A 21,619-nucleotide genomic window follows, 5' to 3' on the forward strand; every position below is an offset into this window, starting at 1 on the left:
TAGGAAGTATTGGTGTATACCTACTCTCCTAACAGCCTTTTCTTACTTATTTATTGTTAAATGCCGCACCAACAAACTCACGGAATAGCGGTTGTGGACGTTGCGGACGTGAAATGAGCTCTGGGTGGAATTGTGCAGCTACAAAGAACTTTTTGTCTGGAAGCTCGATAATTTCCACTAGCTTATTATCTGGTGAAACACCTGAAAAGACAATACCTTCCGCCTCCATCGCCTCACGGAATTCATTGTTGAATTCATAACGGTGACGATGGCGCTCATAAACTAATTCTTCATCATTGTAGGCATGGCGTGCTACTGAACCCTCCCTTAGCTTACATGGATATAAGCCTAAACGTAAAGTACCGCCTAAATCTGTATCCTCGGATTGGTCTGCTAGGAAATCGATAATCGGATATTTTGTTTCTTTATCTAATTCTGTAGAATTCGCACCTTCTAAGCCCATTTTATTGCGTGCGAATTCAATTGTCGCAAGCTGCATCCCTAAGCAAATACCTAAAAATGGAACATCATTTTCACGCGCATAGCGAATTGCTTCGATTTTCCCTTCAATACCACGATCACCAAAGCCACCCGGTACTAAAATACCATCCGCTTTATTTAATATTTGCTCTACATTCGCAGCCGTTACTTCCTCGGCATTAATCCAATCAATTTCAATATCCGAGTCATATACATAGCCGGCATGCTTTAATGCTTCAACTACAGAAATATAGGCATCTTGAAGCTCTACGTATTTTCCTACTAAAGCAATGCGAGTTTTATTCCCTAAATTTTTCACTTTATGAACAAGCTCTTTCCAATCTTCCATATCTGCTTTTGGCGCTTCAATACCAAAATGGTCTAATACAATTTGGTCAAAGCCTTGTGCCAATAAATTTAGTGGTACTTCGTATAAATGCTCTGCATCACGTGATTCAATAATATCTGATGGTCGAACGTCACAAAATAGTGCAATTTTTTCCTTCATTTCTTGCGGTACAGGCTGCTCTGTACGCAAGACGATAATGTTTGGCTGAATACCTAATGAGCGCAATTCTTTCACAGAGTGTTGAGTTGGCTTTGTTTTCATTTCGCCCGCCGCTTTAATGTACGGCATCAATGTACAGTGAACGTACATAACATTATTATGTCCTAAGTTTGTACGCATTTGGCGTATTGCCTCTAGAAATGAAAGCGATTCAAAGTCTCCTACAGTACCGCCAATTTCTGTAATCACAACGTCTGCCGAAGTTTCGCGACCCGCACGTTGAATGCGTTCTTTAATTTCATTTGTTACATGAGGAATTACCTGAACAGTGCCACCGTTATAATCGCCACGTCGTTCTTTATTTAAAACAGATTGATATACTTTACCTGACGTAACCGTTGAGTGTTTGCCAAGGTTGATATCGATAAAGCGCTCATAATGCCCTAAGTCTAAGTCAGCCTCAGCACCATCGTCTGTTACGAAAACTTCTCCGTGCTGGTATGGGCTCATCGTGCCTGGGTCGATATTTAAGTATGGGTCGAATTTTTGAATCGTTACTTCCAATCCACGATTTTTTAATATGCGACCTAATGATGCCGCTACGATTCCTTTTCCTAATGAAGATACAACGCCGCCTGTTACGAAAATATACTTTGTCATTTTGTATTCCTCCTTCTAATTATGAAAAACTTGAATTACCCCCCTTCATATCTACTGAAGGTTTTAACTTCATCTCACCATTTGTAGAAATGGGAGGTTTCTACCTTTCAGTACATTGAATGAAGTTAATCATAGGTAATCAAGTTTTGTGGGTATGTTAGCAACAACAAAAAACGCTCCTCCTGCATTTATTTTGCAGGGGGAGCGTGTTACTTATCCGGTCAATCTCCTTTTTTAAGGAGCCCAATTAAAAGATTATATGGAAGCGGAAAAGAAGTCAAGAACTTTTGCTTATGACATTTTAATTTATCTCGTATTAACGATTAGGAATCTTTCCATTACGAGCCATGTCAAAAGAAGAATTACTCTTCGTTCTCTTCATCTTCCTCTAATTCTTCTTCCTCATCGATAAGGAATTCATCTTCTTCCTCAATTAAGTCCTCGTCGATTTCAGCGTCGATATCTTCGATTTCTTCATCATCAAAATCGATTAGCTCTTCTTCAATTTCTTCCTCTTCTTCTACGAACTCGTCGAAGTCTTCTTCAAAGCCGATATCTTCCTCATCGAGGTCTTCAATTTCTTCATCCTCATCTTCTACTTGCTTCGACTTCTTCTTACGTACTTTAACTGTTGGAGCAGTTTCCTCTTCAATTGTTTCAATCTTATACCAAATGCGTAAGCCCCAGCCATTTTCATGGTTTAATAAGAAGCGACCATCTATGTTCATATCTGTATAAAATTGTATTAAGCGTGTTTTCATTTCAGCATCTGATAGACCATTATACACTTGAATTTCTTTTAATAAATCGGCGAATAATAGTGGTGATTTTCTTTCTTCTAAAATTGCGTATGCTAAGTCGATTAGTGATTCTTCAGCTAATTGTTCTTTTGTCATTTCACGAAGGTTCAAAATCGTGCACGTCCTTTCTTTTTACGTTTATTTAGTTTTGGCATGATCCTGAAAGTTAATTATGCCTTTAGAAACTATTTTAGTCCAATTTTTCAAATCATGTTATCCATTATATACAAACATAGCGTAACTATGCTAGCTTCATTTTCTATTTTTTATTTTTGCAACCTCTTTCGCACCTATGTAAAAGAAAAATGCTGATAAAAGCAGTAAAGGAATCGAGGCCATTTGTCTATTGTACAATACAAAGGTGGCAAATAAGCCCGTTATAATAACCATAAATGTTAGAAAGCTTTTCATTTTGCCACCCGCCCTTTTTGGTCTCATTCATCTTACTTCAGTATACTGCAATTATAGCACTTCAATATATTATTATATTTGCATTTTCGAAATTTTTTCAATTTTAACATCGGAGGTGTAAATTGGGCCGCTCAGAAAGCAATTGCTTTCCAAACAGCCCCAGTCAATTTACATATTACGACGGTATTGTCCGCCCACTTCATAAAGCGCTTTCGTAATTTGGCCTAAGCTTGCAACTTGCACAGTATCCATTAATTGTGCAAAAATATTGCCACCTGTCACAGCTGCGTGCTTTAAGCGTTTGATTGCTTCATCTGCTTCGTTTGCATGACGTGCCTTAAATGCTTCTAAGTTCGCAATTTGTAAATCCTTTTCCTCCTGCGTTGCACGTGCAATTTCCATGCTGTCAATTTGCTCTGCTGAAGGTGGATTTGGATTTAGATACGTATTAACACCGATAATCGGTAACTCTCCAGAATGCTTCAAATGCTCATAGTACATGGACTCTTCTTGAATCTTTCCACGCTGATATTGCGTTTCCATTGCCCCAAGTACACCGCCACGGTCATTCATACGGTCAAATTCCTCTAGAACAGCCTGCTCTACTAAATCCGTTAACTCCTCCACGATAAAGGCTCCTTGTAGGGGATTTTCGTTTTTCGATAAGCCGTGTTCTTTCGTAATAATCATTTGAATGGCCATCGCGCGTCGCACAGATTCCTCAGTCGGTGTTGTAATCGCTTCGTCATAGGCATTCGTGTGCAATGAATTACAATTGTCCTGCAGTGCCATTAATGCCTGCAATGTTGTACGAATATCATTGAAATCAATTTCCTGTGCATGTAAGCTACGACCTGATGTTTGAATATGGTATTTCAGCTTTTGCGAACGCTCGTTAGCGCCATATTTATCGCGCATTACAATTGCCCAAATACGGCGTGCAACGCGACCAATTACCGTATATTCAGGGTCTAAACCGTTCGAGAAGAAGAAGCTCAAATTTGGTGCAAAATCATCGATATGCATGCCTCGGCTTAAATAATATTCCACATAAGTAAAGCCATTTGCTAATGTAAAGGCAAGCTGTGAAATTGGATTTGCCCCTGCCTCCGCAATATGATAGCCCGAAATTGATACCGAGTAGTAATTGCGCACTTTATGGTCAATAAAATATTGCTGAATATCGCCCATCATGCGCAGCGCAAATTCCGTAGAGAAAATACATGTATTTTGACCTTGGTCTTCCTTTAAAATATCAGCTTGCACTGTGCCACGCACGACCTGAAGCGTTTTTGCACGCACTTCAGCAAATTCTTCCACTGTGAGGACACGCCCTAGCTCCTCCTCATGCTTTTTTACCTGCTGGTCAATTGCTGTATTCATAAACATCGCTAAAATAATTGGCGCTGGTCCATTAATTGTCATTGATACAGATGTGGAAGGTGCACATAAGTCAAAGCCTGCATACAGCTTTTTCATATCATCTAAAGTACAAATGCTGACGCCTGATTCCCCAACTTTACCGTAAATATCAGGTCTTATATGTGGGTCCTCGCCGTATAACGTTACCGAGTCAAATGCCGTTGATAAACGCTTAGCATCATCGTCCTTTGATAAATAGTGGAAGCGTTTATTTGTGCGCTCTGGCGTCCCCTCTCCAGCAAATTGACGCTTCGGGTCTTCCCCTTCACGTTTAAACGGGAATACTCCTGCTGTATATGGGAATTCGCCCGGTACATTTTCCGCATAGACCCAACGTAAAATTTCACCGTAGTCTACAAATTTCGGCAAGGCAACTTTCGGAATTTTTGTACCTGATAAAGATGTCGTTCGCAAAACTGTACGAATTTCCTTGTCACGCACTTTCGTTACAAGCTCTTCACCAGCATACGCCTCTTTTAAAGCTGCCCAGTTCGCTAAAATTCGCTTGGATTCAGCGGATAATTCATTTTTGACAGCTTCTATTAATGTATCAATTGATGCAATTAATGCTTCCTCTGATGCAGCAAGCTGCTGCCTTGTTCCCTCCAGCTGATATAATTTGCGAGCAAATTCCACTTGCTGTTCGGCTTTTTTATGATAACCACGCACTGCATCTGTAATTTCACGTAAATAATAGCGTCGCTCATTTGGAATAATCACATCTTGCTTTTGTGTTTTTATAGATTGCTCATAAGCTGTTTCCCAATCTAGTTCAAACTTTTCATTAATTGTTTTTACAAGTGCTGCAAATAGAGAGTTTGTTCCTTTATCGTTAAATTGACTAGCAATCGTTCCATAAACAGGCATATCATCTAAATTAGCAGTCCATAGTTCACGTGAGCGTTGATACTGCTTTTGCACTTGACGCAGCGCATCCTCGGAGCCTTTACGCTCAAATTTATTAATTGCAATAATATCAGCAAAATCAATCATATCAATTTTTTCAAGCTGTGTCGGTGCACCAAATTCGCTCGTCATCACATACATGGACAAATCTGTATGCTTCGTAATTTCAGCGTCACCCTGACCGATACCACTTGTTTCAACAACGATTAAATCATAGCCAGCTACTTTTACAACATCGAGTACATCACCAATTGAAGCAGATAGCTCCGTATGTGAGTCTCGCGTTGCTAAGCTGCGCATATACACACGATTGTTGAAAATTGCATTCATACGAATACGGTCCCCTAGTAATGCGCCACCCGTTTTTTGCTTCGTTGGGTCCACCGAAATAATAGCGATTTTTTTATCTGGAAATTCTTGCAAGAAACGACGAATAAGCTCATCTGTTAAAGAGGATTTACCTGCCCCACCAGTACCTGTAATCCCGAGAACAGGCGTATTTTTCGATTTAGTACGTGCCTCTTGCAATAAAGGCTGAACACCTTCACCACCAATTTCCGCAGCCGTAATTAAATTTGCTAAAATTTCAGGTGTATCCGTTGAAAGCTGATGGAGTTTTTCTAAATAATCGCCTTGCAATGTCGAAAAATCTGTCCCCTCAATTTGACGATTAATCATCCCCTGCAAGCCAAGTACACGCCCATCCTCTGGTGAGAAAATACCTGCGATGCCGTATTCATGTAGTTCTTTAATTTCACGCGGTAAAATAACGCCACCACCGCCACCATAAATTTTAATATGTGGTGCACCTTTCTCTCGCAAAAGGTCGTACATATATTTGAAATATTCCATATGCCCGCCTTGATAGCTTGAAATAGCGATTCCTTGTGCATCCTCTTGAATAGCTGCATTCACAACCTCTTCAACAGAGCGGTTATGTCCTAAATGAATCACTTCCACACCACTTGATTGTAAAATGCGGCGCATAATATTAATCGATGCATCATGCCCATCAAATAAACTAGATGCCGTCACGAAGCGTACATGATGCTGCGCACGGTATACCTCTACTTTTCCCATTGCTCTTTCCCCTTTCGCTTGCTTTTTGCCCCTTATAGTAAAAGCGCAAATTGCATAGCGGCTACGTATGCAATTTGCGCTAATTTTAGCTAAAATTTTTTCCTACTGCTTGCGCATAATACCAAATAACAATGTATTCGTTTGGTATGCAATAAACTCATCGACTGTACAATGCTTATGCAAGGCCCACTTTCGAAATGCCCAGCTTTGCCCTTGTATAACGATATGGTTCGCTGCTAAAAATAGCTCCTGCTCTGAGAGGCGCAAGACTTCTTGTTCAGCACAATTTTTCAGTATATTTTGAAAGAGTGCAACCATTTCCAATTCTTTATTTAAAACGTAATGCAGCGCCTCTTTCGATAATGACTTTGATTCTTGATACATAATTGTGAATGCATCTGTCATGCTATCAATTAATAAAAAGTACTGCTTAATCGCTTCTTTTAGCTCATCAATTGTGCCCGAATGCTGTGGGAAACGATCAAGTCGCTGCTTTACTTCGTGGTAAATGCTGTCACATAGCAAGTACAGCACATCTTCCTTCGTGCGTACATATTCATATAATGTACCAATACTAAAGCCCGCTACTTTAGCAATTTCACGTGTCGTCGCTCGATGAAAGCCCTTTTCTTTAAATAGCACAATCGCTGCATTAATAATTTGTTGGCGGCGAAATTCGATTAATTGCGCATCTTTTACAGACGTCTCAACTTGCAGTTTTTCCTTGCTCTTAGCCATATATCACTTCGTTAAATTACGCGAAATTACAAGGCGTTGAATTTCTTGTGTGCCTTCGTAAATCTGCGTAATTTTTGCATCGCGCATAAAGCGCTCTACAGGATAATCTTTTGTATAGCCGTAGCCTCCAAAAATTTGCACTGCCTCCGTTGTCACGTCCATCGCTGTATCGCCTGCCATTAATTTTGCCATCGCTGATGCTTGGCCGTATGGTAAATCATTCGACTCCAGCCAAGCTGCCTGATATGTTAATAAACGCGATGCTTCAACCGCTGTTGCCATATCTGCAAGTTTAAATGAAACGCCTTGATTCGCTGCAATCGGCTTGCCAAATTGCACCCGTTCCTTCGCGTATTCTACCGCTGCATCTAATGCGCCTTGTGCAATACCAACCGCTTGTGCAGCAATTCCGTTGCGTCCACCATCTAATGTTTTCATCGCGATAATAAAGCCTTGTCCGACTTCACCTAGCACATTTTCCTTTGGTACACGGCAATTATCAAAGATGATTTCCGTTGTTGGCGATGAACGAATACCTAACTTTTTCTCTTTTTTCCCTACAGAGAAGCCCGGCATATCTGCTTCTACAATAAATGCTGTTGTCCCATGCTTCGCCTCTGGGTCAGTTACAGCAAAAACAACATAAATGTCTGCAATCCCACCGTTTGTAATAAAGATTTTCGAACCATTTAGCACATAGTGGTCACCATCTAATGTTGCATAAGTTTTCATACCGCCTGCATCAGAGCCTGAGCCTGGCTCTGTTAAGCCGTATGCGCCGATTTTTTTACCTTCTGCCATTGGGCGAAGATATTTTTGCTTTTGCTCCTCTGAACCATATTTATAAATTGGCCAGCCTGCTAATGACGTATGTGCTGATAATGTTACGCCTGTTGATGCACATACGCGCGAAAGCTCCTCTACTGCGATACAGTATGCAAGATAATCAAAACCTGCACCACCATACTCCTCTGGCCATGGAATACCCGTTAAACCTAACTCCGCCATTTTATCAAAAATCGCGCGGTCAAACGTCTCATGTTCATCGCGCTCTGCCGCACTCGGAGCTACTTCATTTATAGCAAAATCTCGAATCATTTCACGTAATTGCTCATGTTCCTCTGTTAATTGAAAATTCATTTCTTAATCCCCCTTGTATTTATTTCAATAGGTTTTTTCCAATAACAATGCGCTGAATTTCACTCGTACCCTCATAAATTTCCGTTACTTTAGCATCACGGAAATAGCGTTCCACTGGATAATCCTCTGTATAACCGTAGCCTCCAAACACTTGCACCGCATCAATTGCTACTTGAACTGCTGTTTTAGAGGCAAATAGTTTCGCCATAGATGCTTCCTTTCCACATGCCATGCCCTGCGAGCGTAAATTTGCAGCCTGATAAACAAGAAGCTTCGCCGCCTCTACCGCCGTCGCCATATCCGCTAGCTTAAAGCCTACACCTTGCTGTGCGGCGATTGGCTTGCCAAACTGTACACGTTCCTTAGCATACGCTGTCGCTGCCTCCAAAGCTGCTTCTGCAATGCCTAATGCCTGCGCCGCAATCCCAATGCGACCTGCATCTAAGTTTGCCATCGCGATTTTGAAACCTTCCCCTTCGTTCCCTAACAAATTGTCTGCTGGCACTAGCATATTTTCAAATGTCAGCTGTACTGTGCGTGAGCCATGTAAGCCCATTTTTTGCTCATCCTTACCAATAATTAAACCAGGTGTATCCTTCTCTACGATAAACGCTGAAATACCGCGTGAGCCAAGCTCTGGCTTTGTATTAGCAAAGACAATATAAACATCCGCTTCTCCGCCGTTTGTAATAAATACTTTCGAGCCATTAATAACATAATGGTCTCCCTCTTTAACAGCACGTGACTTTAATGAGCCTGCATCACTACCAGCACCAGGCTCAGTTAAACAGAAGGCTCCTAAATATTCTCCTGTGGCTAGCTTTGACACATACTTTTCCTTCTGTGTGTCATTGCCAAAATAAAGAATTGGATTCGTACCGACAGATGTGTGTACAGATAAAATAACTCCTACTACTGCACTGACTTTCGATAGCTCATGAATAGCGATAATATATGATGTAAAGTCCATTTCTGAGCCGCCATACTGTTCAGGTGCTGTTATCCCCATTAAACCAAGCTCGCCCATCTTCTTCAAAATCTCGCGTGGAAATTCACCAGCCTCCATTCGTTCAACAAATGGTGCAATCTCACTTTCTGCAAAGTTCTTTACCATGCCGCGCATCATTTGCTGTTCTTCTGTAAAACGTAATTCCATCGTGTACTCCTCCTAGTCGTATACGTAAAAGCCGCGCCCTGATTTCTTACCTAACCAGCCTGCTGCTACGTATTTGCGTAACAATGGGCAAGGGCGATACTTACTATCACCAAAGCCATCATGTAAAATTTCCATAATGTATAGACATGTGTCTAAGCCAATAAAGTCTGCCAATGTTAACGGCCCCATTGGGTGATTCATGCCGAGCTTCATCACATCATCAATGGCTTCCTTTGTCGCAACACCTTCATAAAGTGCATAAATTGCTTCATTAATCATCGGCATTAAAATACGGTTCGAAATAAAGCCTGGGAAGTCATTTACTTCTACAGGGGTTTTCGCTAACTTGACTGTCATCTCCTCTACTGCTTTATAAACTTCATCAGCAGTTGCCAGGCCGCGAATAATTTCTACCAGCTTCATTACAGGCACCGGATTCATAAAATGCATACCAATCACTTGCTCTGGTCGAGTTGTTACAGCAGCAATTTCTGTTATTGGTAAGCTCGATGTATTCGTCGCTAAAATCGCATGCTTTGGCGCAATCGTATCAAGCTGTTTGAAAATTGATTGTTTTATTTCCATATTTTCCACTGCTGCTTCAATAACGATATCCACATTACTTGCATCCTGTAAATCTAGCGACATCGTAATACGCGCTAAAATTTCTTGCTTTTCTTCCTCTGTTTTACGTCCCTTTTCTACATCACGCGTTAAATTTTTTGCAATTACCCCTATGCCTCGTTCAAAAAATTCCTGCTTAATATCATTTAGCAAAACTGTATAGCCAGCCTGTGCACAAACTTGGGCAATTCCTGAGCCCATTTGTCCTGCGCCGATTACCATTACCTTTTGAATCATGCTTCTGCCCCCACTTCAATCATAATTGCATCCCCTTGACCGCCACCTGAACAAATAGCTGCGATGCCGATACCGCCACCGCGACGGCGTAATTCATAAGCTAAAGTTAAAATAATACGTGCACCGCTTGCACCTATTGGATGACCAAACGCAACCGCACCACCATTTACATTTACTTTATTTTCATCTAAGCCAGCTATTTTATTGCTAACGAGTGCAACTGCTGCGAACGCCTCGTTAATTTCAAATAAATCAATATCAGCTAATATCTTCCCTGTTTTATTGAGTAATGCTTGAATGACAAGCCCTGGCGTTTGCGGGAAATCCTGTGGCGCTACACCAACCTCCGCATGTCCGATAATCGTCGCAAGCGGCTTGCGATTTTCACGCTGCGCTCGCTCCTCACTCATACATACTAATGCACAAGCTCCGTCGTTCACTCCTGGTGCATTCCCCGCTGTAATCGTACCATCCTTGCTAAACGCTGATTTCAATCCTGATAACGCTTCCAAAGTTGTGCCAGCTCGTGGTGCTTCATCTGTCTTCACAACGACTGGCTCTCCTTTACGCTGAGGAATTTCGATTGCTACAATTTCCTCTGCCAGCTTACCAGATTCCATCGCTTGTAATGTAAGCTGATGGCTACGTAATGCCCATTCATCCTGCTGCTCACGTGTAATCTGAAAGCTATCCGCAGTCTGATTACCATATGTCCCCATATGTACACGCTGTGGATCAAATGCACAAGATAGTCCGTCAAATACCATACCATCTACAAGCTGCCCATCTCCCATACGTAAACCAAAGCGTCCCTTTGGTAAATAGTACGGTGCATTCGACATCGACTCCATACCACCTGCAACAATCACTTCCTCGTCCCCTAATCGAATTAGCTGATCTGCAAGCGTCACACTTCGCATCCCCGATGCACACACTTTATTGACCGTCTCCGTTTTTACATTCCATGGAATACCAGCTTTCGTTGCAGCTTGACGGGAAGGAATTTGCCCTTGCCCTGCCTGCAACACTGTTCCCATGATGACCTCTCCAACATTTTCAGGTTCGAGATTCGCTCTTTCTAATGCAGCTTTTATAGCTGCCCCTCCTAAATCACTCGCCTGCAAGCTCGATAAGCCTCCCCCAAACTTACCAAATGCCGTACGTGCACCATCTAAAATAACTGTTCTATTCAAAATAAACACCCCTTGTTTAGTTTCGACTGAACGCTCGCTCAGTTATTGTATAAAAAAATATTTAATTGTGCTATTAGTTCAAATTTTACTAGAAAGAATGTGAATTTTCAATCACTGTTTTAAGCTTTTTTAAACTTGCTTGCTTAGATTAATTTATTTTTCTAGTCTGAAAATAACAATTCGCTCGATTAATAGTTGTTTTGTCCATAGAAATCAATTACACCTCAACGTAATTGCTTCCTGTTTTTTTAAGTAGTTTGATGAAAATTAACCTAAAATCGTCCCGCGCTGTGACATCCGCCGCAAGTCTAAGCAACATGATGTTGGTCACTCAGTCGTTACCTTAGTGTACAGTGGGCTTAGGCTGAGTTCCTCTTAATTAATGGGAAATCAGTCTAATGCTTGTATTCATCTTACCATCTATGAGGGAAATACTTTTGTACCTGTACTTGGCATTTGGCAATCGTTACAAAACCATGTGCTCCTCGCAGAAAAATTGCTGAATGAAGTTCAAAGCACAAGAAATCGGCATTTTTATCAAATGGATTTCTTGTGCTTTTTCAGGGCTTCTTCTGCTTGCTTGAACTTCTATTCTCTTTTTTCTGTCGGTGTTTCCTCCGTAGCAGAAGCTTCAGATTCTACCTCTTGAGTAGATTCTACTTGTTCCACAGCTGCATCTATTTGCTCTGATGCTACCTCCTCAACAGGAGCTGCTTCAACCTGTTCAGTCATTGGCTCTGGAATCCCTTCTTCAGCAAGAACTTCAACTTCCTCCTCTACAGGAGCCTCCACTACTTTATCACCGAAAACGGCACGTTCTAGAATTTCTGCGATGTCAAATGTACCTACTGTATCTTCTACTTCTTTTGCTTTTGTGCCATCTGATAACATCGTTAAGCAGTAAGGGCAGCCAGAGGAAATAACAGAGGCATCCGTCGCTAATGCCTGCTCTGTGCGGGCAACATTAATGCGATTGCCGACATGCTCTTCCATCCACATTAAGCCTCCACCAGCGCCACAGCACATACCTGTTTCACGGTTACGCTCCATTTCTACAAGCTTCACACCTGCAATGCCTTTTAAAATTTCACGTGGTGGGTCATAAACATCATTATATCTGCCTAAGTAACAAGAATCGTGGAAAACAATTGTTTCCTCTACTTTATGATTCATAACCAATCGACCTTGTTGAATTAAATCGTATAGTAGCTCTGTATGGTGCAATACCTCACCATTCCAGCCAAAGTCCTTATACTCATTTTTGAAAATATTATAAGCGTGCGGATCGATTGTCACGATTTTTTTAACATCATTTTTCTCGAATTCATCAATATTAGCCGTCGCTAGCTCTTGGAATAAAAACTCGTTTCCTAAGCGACGTGGTGTATCACCTGAGTTTTTCTCTTTATTACCTAAAATCGCAAATTTCACGCCTGCCTCATTCATTAAACGCGCAAACGCCAATGCAATTTTTTGAGAACGATTGTCGAATGAGCCCATTGAGCCTACCCAGAATAAATATTCCATTTCCTCGCCCGATTTTTTCAATTCCTTAACAGTTGGAATCGAAATCGACGAATCCAGCTCGCGCCAGTTTTCTTTCTCTTTACGGTTTAAGCCCCACGGATTTCCTTGACGCTCGATATTCGTCATCGCGCGCTGTGCATCTGGATTTACTTTTCCTTCTGTCATCGTTAAATAACGACGTAAATCAATAATTTTGTCAACATGCTCGTTCATAACTGGACATTGGTCCTCACAGTTACGGCAAGTTGTACAAGCCCAAATTTCTTCTTCTGTAATGACATCACCAATTAATGATGGGCTATAAATATTTTCAATAACCGCACCTTCTGCTCCTGCAGCCATAGCCAGTTGGTTACCTTGTGTGTTTTTGAACATTTGGTATGGTACCCATGGCTTTTGCTTCGTTACGATAGCACCTGTATTTGTTAAATGGTCACGCAATTTGACAATTAAGTCCATTGGAGACAGCATTTTTCCTGTTCCTGTTGCTGGACACATATTTGTACAGCGCCCACATTCCACACATGCATAAAGGTCGATTAATTGTTTTTGTGTAAAATCTTGAATTTTCCCTACACCAAGCGTCGGCATGTCCTCTTCATCCTCTGCCTCTTCAAGCGCTGAAAAGTCGATTGGACGAAGTGTGCCCATACGCTCTTGACGGTTTAAGAAAACATTGAAAATACTCGTAATCAGATGGAAATGCTTTGATTGTGGTACATAAACTAAGAATGTTAATAAAATAAGTAAATGCACCCACCACGCAACATAGAAAATAGCTGCTGCAATTTTTGGTGATAAGAAACCAAAAATAAAGGCAATAGCTGATGCTACTGGCTCTGAGCCTGTTAAACCATGCTCATGCCAAATTAAGCCCATCCCATTGGCAATTAGTGTCGAGACCATTAAACCACCGATGAAAATTAACACAAGTCCATTTTTTAAGCCGCGCTTTAAGCGAACAAGCTTCTCCACATAACGACGATAAAACGCTATAACAACCGCCACTAAAATTGTTAATGCCACAATTTCTTGGAAAAATGTAAAGAACGGATAAAGCGGACCAAACGGTAAATGCGATTCAGGCTTTAGCCCTTTCCAAATTAAATCAATTGCCCCAAGCTGAACAAGTAAAAAGCCATAGAAAAAGAGTACGTGTACAATCCCCATTTTTTTATCTTTTAATAGCTTGGACTGCCCAAATACCTTTTCTACAATATCGCTAATTCGGTCAGACATTTTTTGATTAAATTCTTCTTTTTTCCCCAATTTAATAAATTCATAGCGTGTTTTTAGTAAATATGCAAATAGTCCAACCCCATACAGCACTATTGCGATAAACGCTATCCAATTCACAATTAGCAATGTGCTCATTGTCTTTCCCCCTCATGAATTACTATATTAAGCAAACCCCTTTGTGTGCTTTCCCCTATTATTATAAAGTGTAATCTTCTATAAGTCATATTGTAATTTGTGAATGAGCATTCAGTCAATACTATTTTTATTATTTCTTATCTATTCAAGGCATTTCGAATACTCTCAAGAGCTAAATTCCATGTTTTTTAGAGTTTATTCTATGTTTTCTGGGATTTATTCCATGTTTTCCTGAGTTTATTCCATGTTTGCAAAGGTTTATTCTACGTTCTCAAATTTATCCTTATTTCAGCTAGTGCTCAAAAAGCGCCCAAAACCTCGCAATTGCAAGGATTTTGGACGCTTTCTCCACTTCTTATTTAAACACATCTGCACTGCGAATGTATTCTATATCTGAAACTTTTAGTCTCACGTTTACTACTCGCGCGGCAGCGAATAAGTAGTCTGAAAGTCGATTCAAATATTTTTGTACGACTGGTGATACATCATTATCAGCCTTCATTAATGTTACCGTTTGGCGCTCTGCTCGGCGCGCTATTGTACGGGCAATATGAAGTGTGGCTGCAGCAGGCGAGCCACCAGGTAAAATGAAGCGGCGCAGTGGAGGTGCTTCCTCAACTAAAATGTCGATGCGAGCTTCCATTGTTTCGATTGGTGCTTCTGTTAGCTTGTAAACACGCTCTTTCATTACATTGGCTAAATCGCCACCACCATCAAATAATTCATGCTGAATGCTTTCTAAATCCGCTAAAATATCTTGGAACAATTCTTTCTCTAGCTCCGTCATCGCTTTACCAATAATTGAATTTAGCTCATCCATTGTGCCGTATGCCTCTACGCGTAAATCGTCCTTGTCTACTCGGCGTCCAATAATGCTTGTTTTACCTGTGTCCCCTTTTTTTGTATACAGTTTCATTTCACTCATCCTTCCTTTTTGTATTTTGCAATTGCTTTCGATGTCGCATCGAAAACGCCTCGCCCAATCCATTTACCCACTTTTGTAATAGGTCCTGCATAGGGCAGTTCTTCCCCGCTTTGTGTTGCGGCAATTAAAAGGCTATCTGTACTCGTACCTGTCGCGATTGTACCTGTTCGAGCATCTTGAATGTTTTGCTCTGCTAATGCCCTTGTTTTTGCTTCTGTTGCTGTAATCATCGCTTGATAGAATGCTTCATCAGATAGCTTCCCATTAATAATAACCCATGTATTGATTGTTCCGATATGCGGCTGCTCCTCTTGCTCATAGGCTCTTGTCACATCTACAGCATTGTCTATGCCGGCTGTGACTGCAATGAGCACAAGTCCATCCGCATATGATTCAATTACAGCATTTTTTGCAGCAAGTGCTGTAAGCATAACCACTGTATTCGTCAGCACCAAGTTATGAGCCCTTAAAAATGACTCTACCTCGTCCTTCATATTTTCAGCATGATAAGTAGTTTCGACAGTGCGATTAATAAAGGTCGTATACCAGCCCATACCTGCATTATAAACTGCTGATGATACAACCTTTAGCGGTGCCTCCGCTTGAAAGTGCACATAGCTGTCCGTTATTGCGAAATGCTCCTTCGTCACCGGCGCGAATACATTTTCCTGCTTGAGCCTTGGTAGCTGCGTTACTTGAGGCTTTGGTAGCTCTGGATGTGCATATGTAGTCACCCTTGCCCCGTAGACCTCTGCAATTTGCGCTTCTAGTAACACCTCATGCGGCTTGCCGAATGCCTTGACTTGCCCCTTATCCATTAACAAAAGCTCGTCACAATACAATGCTGCTAAGTTCATATCGTGAAAAACTGATACTACCGTTAATTCACATTCTAACGCTTGTTTGCGAATCATATCTAATATTTGCTGCTGATGCGCAATATCTAAATGATTTGTCGGCTCATCAAGCAATAAAAGATTCGCACATTGCGCAAGTGCCTGTGCGATAAAAGTGCGCTGCTGCTCACCGCCCGATAAATATTCCAAATAAGCATGCTCATATTGTTGCACACCTGTTTGTCGCATCGCCGTTTGTACAGCCTGCTCATCTTGCTCCGACCAACTGGCAAAGAAACTAGATTGATGCGGATAACGACCGAGCGACACCGCATCACGTACAGAATTGGAAAAAGCGTTAGCATGTAACTGAGGCAGTACAGCCATTTTTTTCGCAAGCTCCTTCGTTGAATAGGCATCAATTCCCTTACCATCGAGTAAAATTTGTCCACTTATTGTAGGTAAAACGCCGCTAATCACCTTTAACAATGTAGATTTGCCACTACCATTCGGTCCGAGAATCCCCAGTATTTTCCCTTTAGATACTGTGAATGAAACATTTTTAATAATCGGTGTCGCACCGTAGCCACCAGAAATTTGCTCTACTTGTAGCATTATGCTCCCCCTTTTCTACGTTGCTTGTAAAAAATATAAGCAAAAATGGGCGCACCGATAAATGCTGTAATGACCCCAATAGGCAGCTCTGTTGGGGCAATGATTGTACGTGACACTAAATCGCAAATCACGAGAAGGCTTGCGCCATTAATGAGCGATAAAATTAGCAGCAAACGGTGGTCTGCTCCGACAAGCATGCGCACCATATGTGGCACGACAAGCCCAACGAAACCAATCGTACCAGAGACGGCAACCGCAGCACCTGTCAGTATAGAACCACCAGCTAAAATAATATATTTACTGCGCTTCACATCAACGCCTAAATGCTTTGCACGCTCTTCTCCGTAAACCATCGCATTCAGCTCACGACGGTTTAACCAAATTAAAAGTACACCGATAATAACGAACGGGATAATCATTTGCACATATGGCCAGCCGCGCATCGAAACGCTACCAAGTAGCCAGCCCATAATCATTCGTAGCTGCTCCCCTGTCAACGCAATCATTAAAGAAATACAGGAACCTAAAAAAGAGCTAAAAATAACCCCAGTTAATATTAATGTCTCCATTTTCATCGTTCGGTCAACAAGGCGCGCAAAAGTCATCACAATGATCATTGTTATCGCTGCGCCAAGCATACTAAAAATCGGCAATGTGAAAACGCCAAGCATCGGAAGCGATACTGAAAAATAAATAGTTGCCACTGCACCGACAGAGGCCCCTGACGAGATACCGAGCGTATATGGATCAGCGAGTGGGTTTTTTAATAAACCTTGAAATGCCGCCCCCGCTATCGCCAGCGACGCACCAACGAGCGCAGCAAGCATTACTCTAGGCATTCGAATATTCCATAAAATACTGTAGGCGGTTGGGTCAGCCTCTCTATCCCATAAAGTAGATAGCGGTATGTTCACTGAACCTACCGCAACTCCTAACCATATACTTATGAGTAGTAATGCAATTGATATGACATATGCAATTACTGCCTTTTTATTTTGACTCAAATAGAATCGCCTGCCTTTAAATAAACGCTTATTCTGGAGTAGGGCTATCCAAAAAGGGAATTTTGTATTGGTATCGTATTAAAAGGGAGATTTTCGTTTCTTCTCTATCGCTTAGGAATATAAACCTTTTACCAAAGAGTCATCGTCCAAAACGCTGATTATAGACGTTTTTTTAGATGTCCCCTTTATTTGGAATAATCAACAAATGTTCAATTTCTTATAATTCTTTTAGGCAGCCCTCATCCAGACTTATCCCGCATTAACGGGCAGTAAAACGCCCACTTCAAGACTTAAGTGACAATACGTTAAAAGATAAGTGCGAGATTAACTGCCCGTAAATGCCCGAGTGGGTCAACTAACAATCAGTGGGGATGAGGAATCCCACTGATTGAAGTTTCACTTTATTTAAAAATTTCTGGATACATTGCCTTTGCAATTGATTCTACCCCATCCGCAATGCGAGGACCTTGACGGCTTGTCATACTGCCATCTACAGTGTAAACTGCGCCGTTTTTCACCGCATCCATTTCAGCAAATGCTGGGTTATTTAAAACTGCGTCCACATCTTCTGCGTATGTCACGATAATTGTGCTTGGATTGCTTGCAACAAAATCCTCTGGACTATACATTGGCCATTCATCCGCTTCAACAACGTTTTTAATATTGATTGCTTTTAGCATCTCATCCATAAATGTGTTTTGACCAACTGCATAAATATCTGGTGTCATACCAACAACAACGAAAGCTGATTTTTCTTCTTGTCCTTCCACTTTTGCCTGTATATCAGCTAGCTTCGTTTTAATAGATTCCACCATTTTCTCTGCTTCTTCTACTTTACCTGTTAAAGTACCGATTTGTTCCATTGTCATATATGTTTCTTCAAATGTTGCCGCATTTTTAACGACGAACACCGTTACGCCCGCTGCTTCTAATTGCTCTAATGCTGGCTCAACTGCGAACATGCTTGATTCATGTGCAAAAACAATATCGGGCTGTAAGGAGACGATTTTTTCAACATTGTATTCCATGCTACCGACTCTTTCTTTTTCAGCTACTGCTGGTGGATAATCATCAATATCGTTGACGCCAACAACCTCATTTTCTAAATTTAAAGCAAATAAAATTTCTGTATTTGATGGTGTTAAAGAGATGATTTTTTCTGGTGCATGCTCAAGCGTAACCTCTCTGCCTAAAGCATCTGTTACTGTCGCAGGAAAGGCTGCTGCGAGCTCGTCCGTTTCTTGCTGTACTTCTGTTTGCTGCTCATCTTGCGTTTGTGGCTCCTTATTGTCATCCTGTCCACACGCTGCAAGCAAGCCTGTTGCTAACAGCATCGTCATTATAATTGACCAAAACTTTTTCACTTCTAATTCCTCCTAATTAAACAAAATAACAAAAAAATCCCTCGACAAATACGAGAGATTATAATAGGGCACTATTAAAATAGCGGCGCCACCCTATCCTCGTAGGTTGTCATTGGCTTTACACGAAAGGCAGGTCTCCTGGCTTATGCATCATACATCTCTAGCGCCTTCCCAAAAATTCAGTGGCATACCGCTAGAAACTAGCATTTACAGTGGCGGGACCGCATCAGATTTTCACTGATTTCCCTTTTACTCCTTATCATCTACAAGGAACCTTTTGTGCTTCACTATGAACTTTTTTATCTTTGACAATGAATAAAATCTCAATGTCTCCACTTTAATTATAGCGAAAAAATTGAGATTGTGTAGGTGCTAAATATGGTAGTTATACTCTTCAGGTAGTACGCGACGTAAAAACTGCTTTGTGCGCTCCTCTTTTGGTTGTACAAAAATCTCATGCGCGGAGCCTTCCTCAACAATTTGACCTCCATCCATAAAAATGACATGGCTTGCTACATCTCGCGCAAATGACATTTCATGTGTGACGACAATCATCGTTGTGCCAGACTTCGCGATTGTTTTCATGACCTCTAAAACTTCCCCTACAAGCTCGGGGTCAAGCGCTGATGTCGGCTCATCAAATAAAATTACATCAGGCGATAATACAATAGCTCGGGCTATACCAACCCGCTGCTGCTGACCACCAGATAATTGACTTGGGTAGGCATCATATTTATGCGTCAAACCTACTTGATCGAGTGCCTCTTTCGCAAGTCCATACGCCTGCTCCTTATTCATTTTCCTACCTATAATTAAGCCTTCTGCGACATTTTCCAGTGCCGTTTTATTATGAAATAAATTATAATTTTGAAATACAAAGGCGGTTTTTTTACGTACAGCAAGCACTTCCTTTTTAGAGGCATTTTTTAAATCAACTGTTATTTCACCAAAGCTCGCCGTTCCTTTATCCGCACGCTCCAAAAAATTAATACAGCGCAGCAATGTTGTTTTACCTGAACCACTGGGACCTAAAATAACAACAACATCCCCTTTTGAAACAGTTAAATCAACGCCCTTTAAAATCTCATTGCGCCCGAATGATTTATGAATATTTGTAATTTGTAGCATCAGCTCTCCCCCTTTACATTTAACTTTGAAGATTCATTTTATAGCGACTTAAATAGCGTTCATAGCGTTTAAATAAATACTCTACCGTCATACATAAAATTAAATAAACGATGAAAATATCGATATATGCCTCTAAATAATTGTAGCCAACATTAGCAGCAACCTTCGCCTTCAATGTAATTTCCTGTAACGAAATGGCATAACCAAGCGATGTCGCCTTAATCAAATTAATCGTTGCTGTACATAAATTAGGTAGCGCCACTACCAAAGATTGTGGAATCACAATACGCCAGTAAGCCTGTGCCGTTGTCAAGCCAACAGAATGCGCCGCCTCTAGCTGCCCTTTAGGAACAGTTTGCAATGCAGAGCGGAACACCTCAGTTAAAACTGCGGCTGTATTGAACGTAAATATAATAAGGGCATACCATAATGGATTCACATCATAAATGGAGTAATTGATATTATATTTTTCAAATAGACCTGCTAAAATGAGTGGGATGCTGCTGTAGAGCACAAAAATTTGAATAATTACTGGCGTGCCACGCACAAAAGACACATAAATTTTTGTTAAACGGTTAATAATCGGCACTTCATAAATACGCGACATGGCAAGTAGAAAAGCTAAAGGTATTGCTAATATAAGCGATACAATCGTTACCAATAACGCAATTGGCACACCGCTCACCGCAACCCAAAAGGTATTTATTAAAAATGCTATATTAATAAAATCCATGCACATCACTCCTTATGTTGCCTTGATTGAGCTCTTCCCTTTGCTAAATGCTCGCTCCAATTTTGCAAATAGCTTCTCTAACGTAATCGACAAAATCCAATAAATAATAGCTAAAGCCATAAAAATTTCTAACGTATGCGTACCATAGTTATTCGCAATAATTAAATTTGCCTTTCCTACAATATCGATAAAGCCTATCGTATAGGCAAGTGCCCCTTCCTGTAATACCGCAATTAAGCCATTTCCAAAATTCGGTATGGCAACAACAAATGCTTGTGGAAAAACAATGCGTCGATAGGCTTGCAGTGGTGTGAGACCGACGCTAACAGCTGCCTCATGCTGTCCTCTATCAATTGCTAAATAAGAAGAACGAATTACCTCGGACATCATCGCCGCAAACTGTAAGCTAAATGTTATCACTACAAAAACACCTGTATGCACATTATGCAAATTGATATTTAATAAATTTTCAGCGAATGCCGGAACCCCGTAGTACACAAGAAATAATAATACAATTGAAGGCGTACAACGGATAATTGTTGTATAGCCATTCGCAAGCCAACGCAGCAATGCATGATTGCTTAATTTCGCCATCGCTAACACCAATCCAGCAGCACTACCAAAAGCGACCGCAAGAGCAGCAACATATAATGTCACAAATAAAAATGGCAATAGCTGTGGAAGCGCTGACCATAAATAAATGATATCAAAGTATTTTTCCATTCATCTCACCACCGATTCATTATGTATGCAGCTAT

Annotated in this window: 16 protein-coding genes and 1 riboswitch; all 16 genes read right to left on the reverse strand. The window is 41.0% G+C overall.

The window, feature by feature from the left end; translation table 11 throughout:
* Nucleotides 1–46 precede the first annotated feature (46 nt).
* Entirely contained in the window at nucleotides 47–1,648 is a 1,602-nt protein-coding gene (locus MHH70_RS08935) for a CTP synthase (RefSeq protein WP_066168211.1), read from the reverse strand.
* 362 nt (nucleotides 1,649–2,010) lie between these two features.
* Nucleotides 2,011–2,559 carry a DNA-directed RNA polymerase subunit delta gene (gene rpoE, locus MHH70_RS08940; RefSeq protein WP_201261882.1) on the reverse strand — a complete coding sequence of 183 codons (549 nt, stop codon included), beginning with the start codon at nucleotides 2,557–2,559 and terminating at the stop codon, nucleotides 2,011–2,013.
* 468 nt (nucleotides 2,560–3,027) lie between these two features.
* Nucleotides 3,028–6,267, reverse strand: a complete 3,240-nt coding sequence (icmF, locus tag MHH70_RS08945; protein WP_066168204.1) for a fused isobutyryl-CoA mutase/GTPase IcmF — start codon at nucleotides 6,265–6,267, stop codon at nucleotides 3,028–3,030.
* Between the two features lie 102 nt (nucleotides 6,268–6,369).
* Nucleotides 6,370–7,005, reverse strand: coding sequence for a TetR/AcrR family transcriptional regulator (locus MHH70_RS08950; protein ID WP_066168203.1), 636 nt, complete (start codon nucleotides 7,003–7,005; stop codon nucleotides 6,370–6,372).
* Between the two features lie 3 nt (nucleotides 7,006–7,008).
* A complete protein-coding gene (locus tag MHH70_RS08955) occupies nucleotides 7,009–8,145 on the reverse strand; it encodes an acyl-CoA dehydrogenase (RefSeq protein ID WP_342473125.1) in 1,137 nt (378 codons plus the stop codon).
* A gap of 19 nt (nucleotides 8,146–8,164) precedes the next feature.
* Nucleotides 8,165–9,301 carry an acyl-CoA dehydrogenase gene (locus MHH70_RS08960; protein WP_107942025.1) on the reverse strand — a complete coding sequence of 379 codons (1,137 nt, stop codon included), beginning with the start codon at nucleotides 9,299–9,301 and terminating at the stop codon, nucleotides 8,165–8,167.
* 12 nt (nucleotides 9,302–9,313) lie between these two features.
* Nucleotides 9,314–10,162, reverse strand: a complete 849-nt coding sequence (locus MHH70_RS08965) for a 3-hydroxybutyryl-CoA dehydrogenase (protein WP_066168197.1) — start codon at nucleotides 10,160–10,162, stop codon at nucleotides 9,314–9,316.
* Nucleotides 10,159–11,355 carry an acetyl-CoA C-acetyltransferase gene (locus MHH70_RS08970; RefSeq protein ID WP_342473127.1) on the reverse strand — a complete coding sequence of 399 codons (1,197 nt, stop codon included), beginning with the start codon at nucleotides 11,353–11,355 and terminating at the stop codon, nucleotides 10,159–10,161. The genes MHH70_RS08965 and MHH70_RS08970 overlap by 4 nt, the downstream gene beginning before the upstream one ends.
* A 588-nt stretch (nucleotides 11,356–11,943) precedes the next feature.
* Nucleotides 11,944–14,256: a heterodisulfide reductase-related iron-sulfur binding cluster gene (locus MHH70_RS08975; protein WP_342473129.1), complete on the reverse strand. Its 2,313-nt coding sequence runs from the start codon at nucleotides 14,254–14,256 to the stop codon at nucleotides 11,944–11,946.
* 355 nt (nucleotides 14,257–14,611) lie between these two features.
* The gene (locus tag MHH70_RS08980; protein WP_066168449.1) at nucleotides 14,612–15,172 is read right to left on the reverse strand and encodes a cob(I)yrinic acid a,c-diamide adenosyltransferase; all 561 of its coding nucleotides are present in this window, start codon (nucleotides 15,170–15,172) and stop codon (nucleotides 14,612–14,614) included.
* Between the two features lie 5 nt (nucleotides 15,173–15,177).
* Complete coding sequence (locus MHH70_RS08985; RefSeq protein ID WP_342473130.1) at nucleotides 15,178–16,632, reverse strand: adenosylcobinamide amidohydrolase; 1,455 nt, start codon at nucleotides 16,630–16,632, stop codon at nucleotides 15,178–15,180.
* Complete coding sequence (locus MHH70_RS08990) at nucleotides 16,632–17,636, reverse strand: iron ABC transporter permease (protein WP_066168190.1); 1,005 nt, start codon at nucleotides 17,634–17,636, stop codon at nucleotides 16,632–16,634. The genes MHH70_RS08985 and MHH70_RS08990 overlap by 1 nt, the downstream gene beginning before the upstream one ends.
* A gap of 401 nt (nucleotides 17,637–18,037) precedes the next feature.
* Nucleotides 18,038–19,000, reverse strand: a complete 963-nt coding sequence (locus tag MHH70_RS08995) for an ABC transporter substrate-binding protein (protein ID WP_342473131.1) — start codon at nucleotides 18,998–19,000, stop codon at nucleotides 18,038–18,040.
* A 110-nt stretch (nucleotides 19,001–19,110) separates the two neighbouring features.
* A riboswitch (cobalamin riboswitch) is annotated at nucleotides 19,111–19,293 on the reverse strand.
* A 79-nt stretch (nucleotides 19,294–19,372) separates the two neighbouring features.
* Complete coding sequence (locus MHH70_RS09000; protein WP_342473132.1) at nucleotides 19,373–20,128, reverse strand: amino acid ABC transporter ATP-binding protein; 756 nt, start codon at nucleotides 20,126–20,128, stop codon at nucleotides 19,373–19,375.
* A 19-nt stretch (nucleotides 20,129–20,147) separates the two neighbouring features.
* Nucleotides 20,148–20,861 (reverse strand): amino acid ABC transporter permease, encoded by a 714-nt coding sequence (locus MHH70_RS09005; RefSeq protein WP_342473133.1) that lies wholly within the window; start codon nucleotides 20,859–20,861, stop codon nucleotides 20,148–20,150.
* Nucleotides 20,862–20,873: 12 nt separating this feature from the next.
* Nucleotides 20,874–21,584, reverse strand: coding sequence for an amino acid ABC transporter permease (locus MHH70_RS09010; protein WP_342473134.1), 711 nt, complete (start codon nucleotides 21,582–21,584; stop codon nucleotides 20,874–20,876).
* Nucleotides 21,585–21,619 lie beyond the last annotated feature (35 nt).

Source organism: Metasolibacillus sp. FSL H7-0170 (assembly GCF_038593115.1).
Classification (GTDB): domain Bacteria; phylum Bacillota; class Bacilli; order Bacillales_A; family Planococcaceae; genus Metasolibacillus; species Metasolibacillus fluoroglycofenilyticus.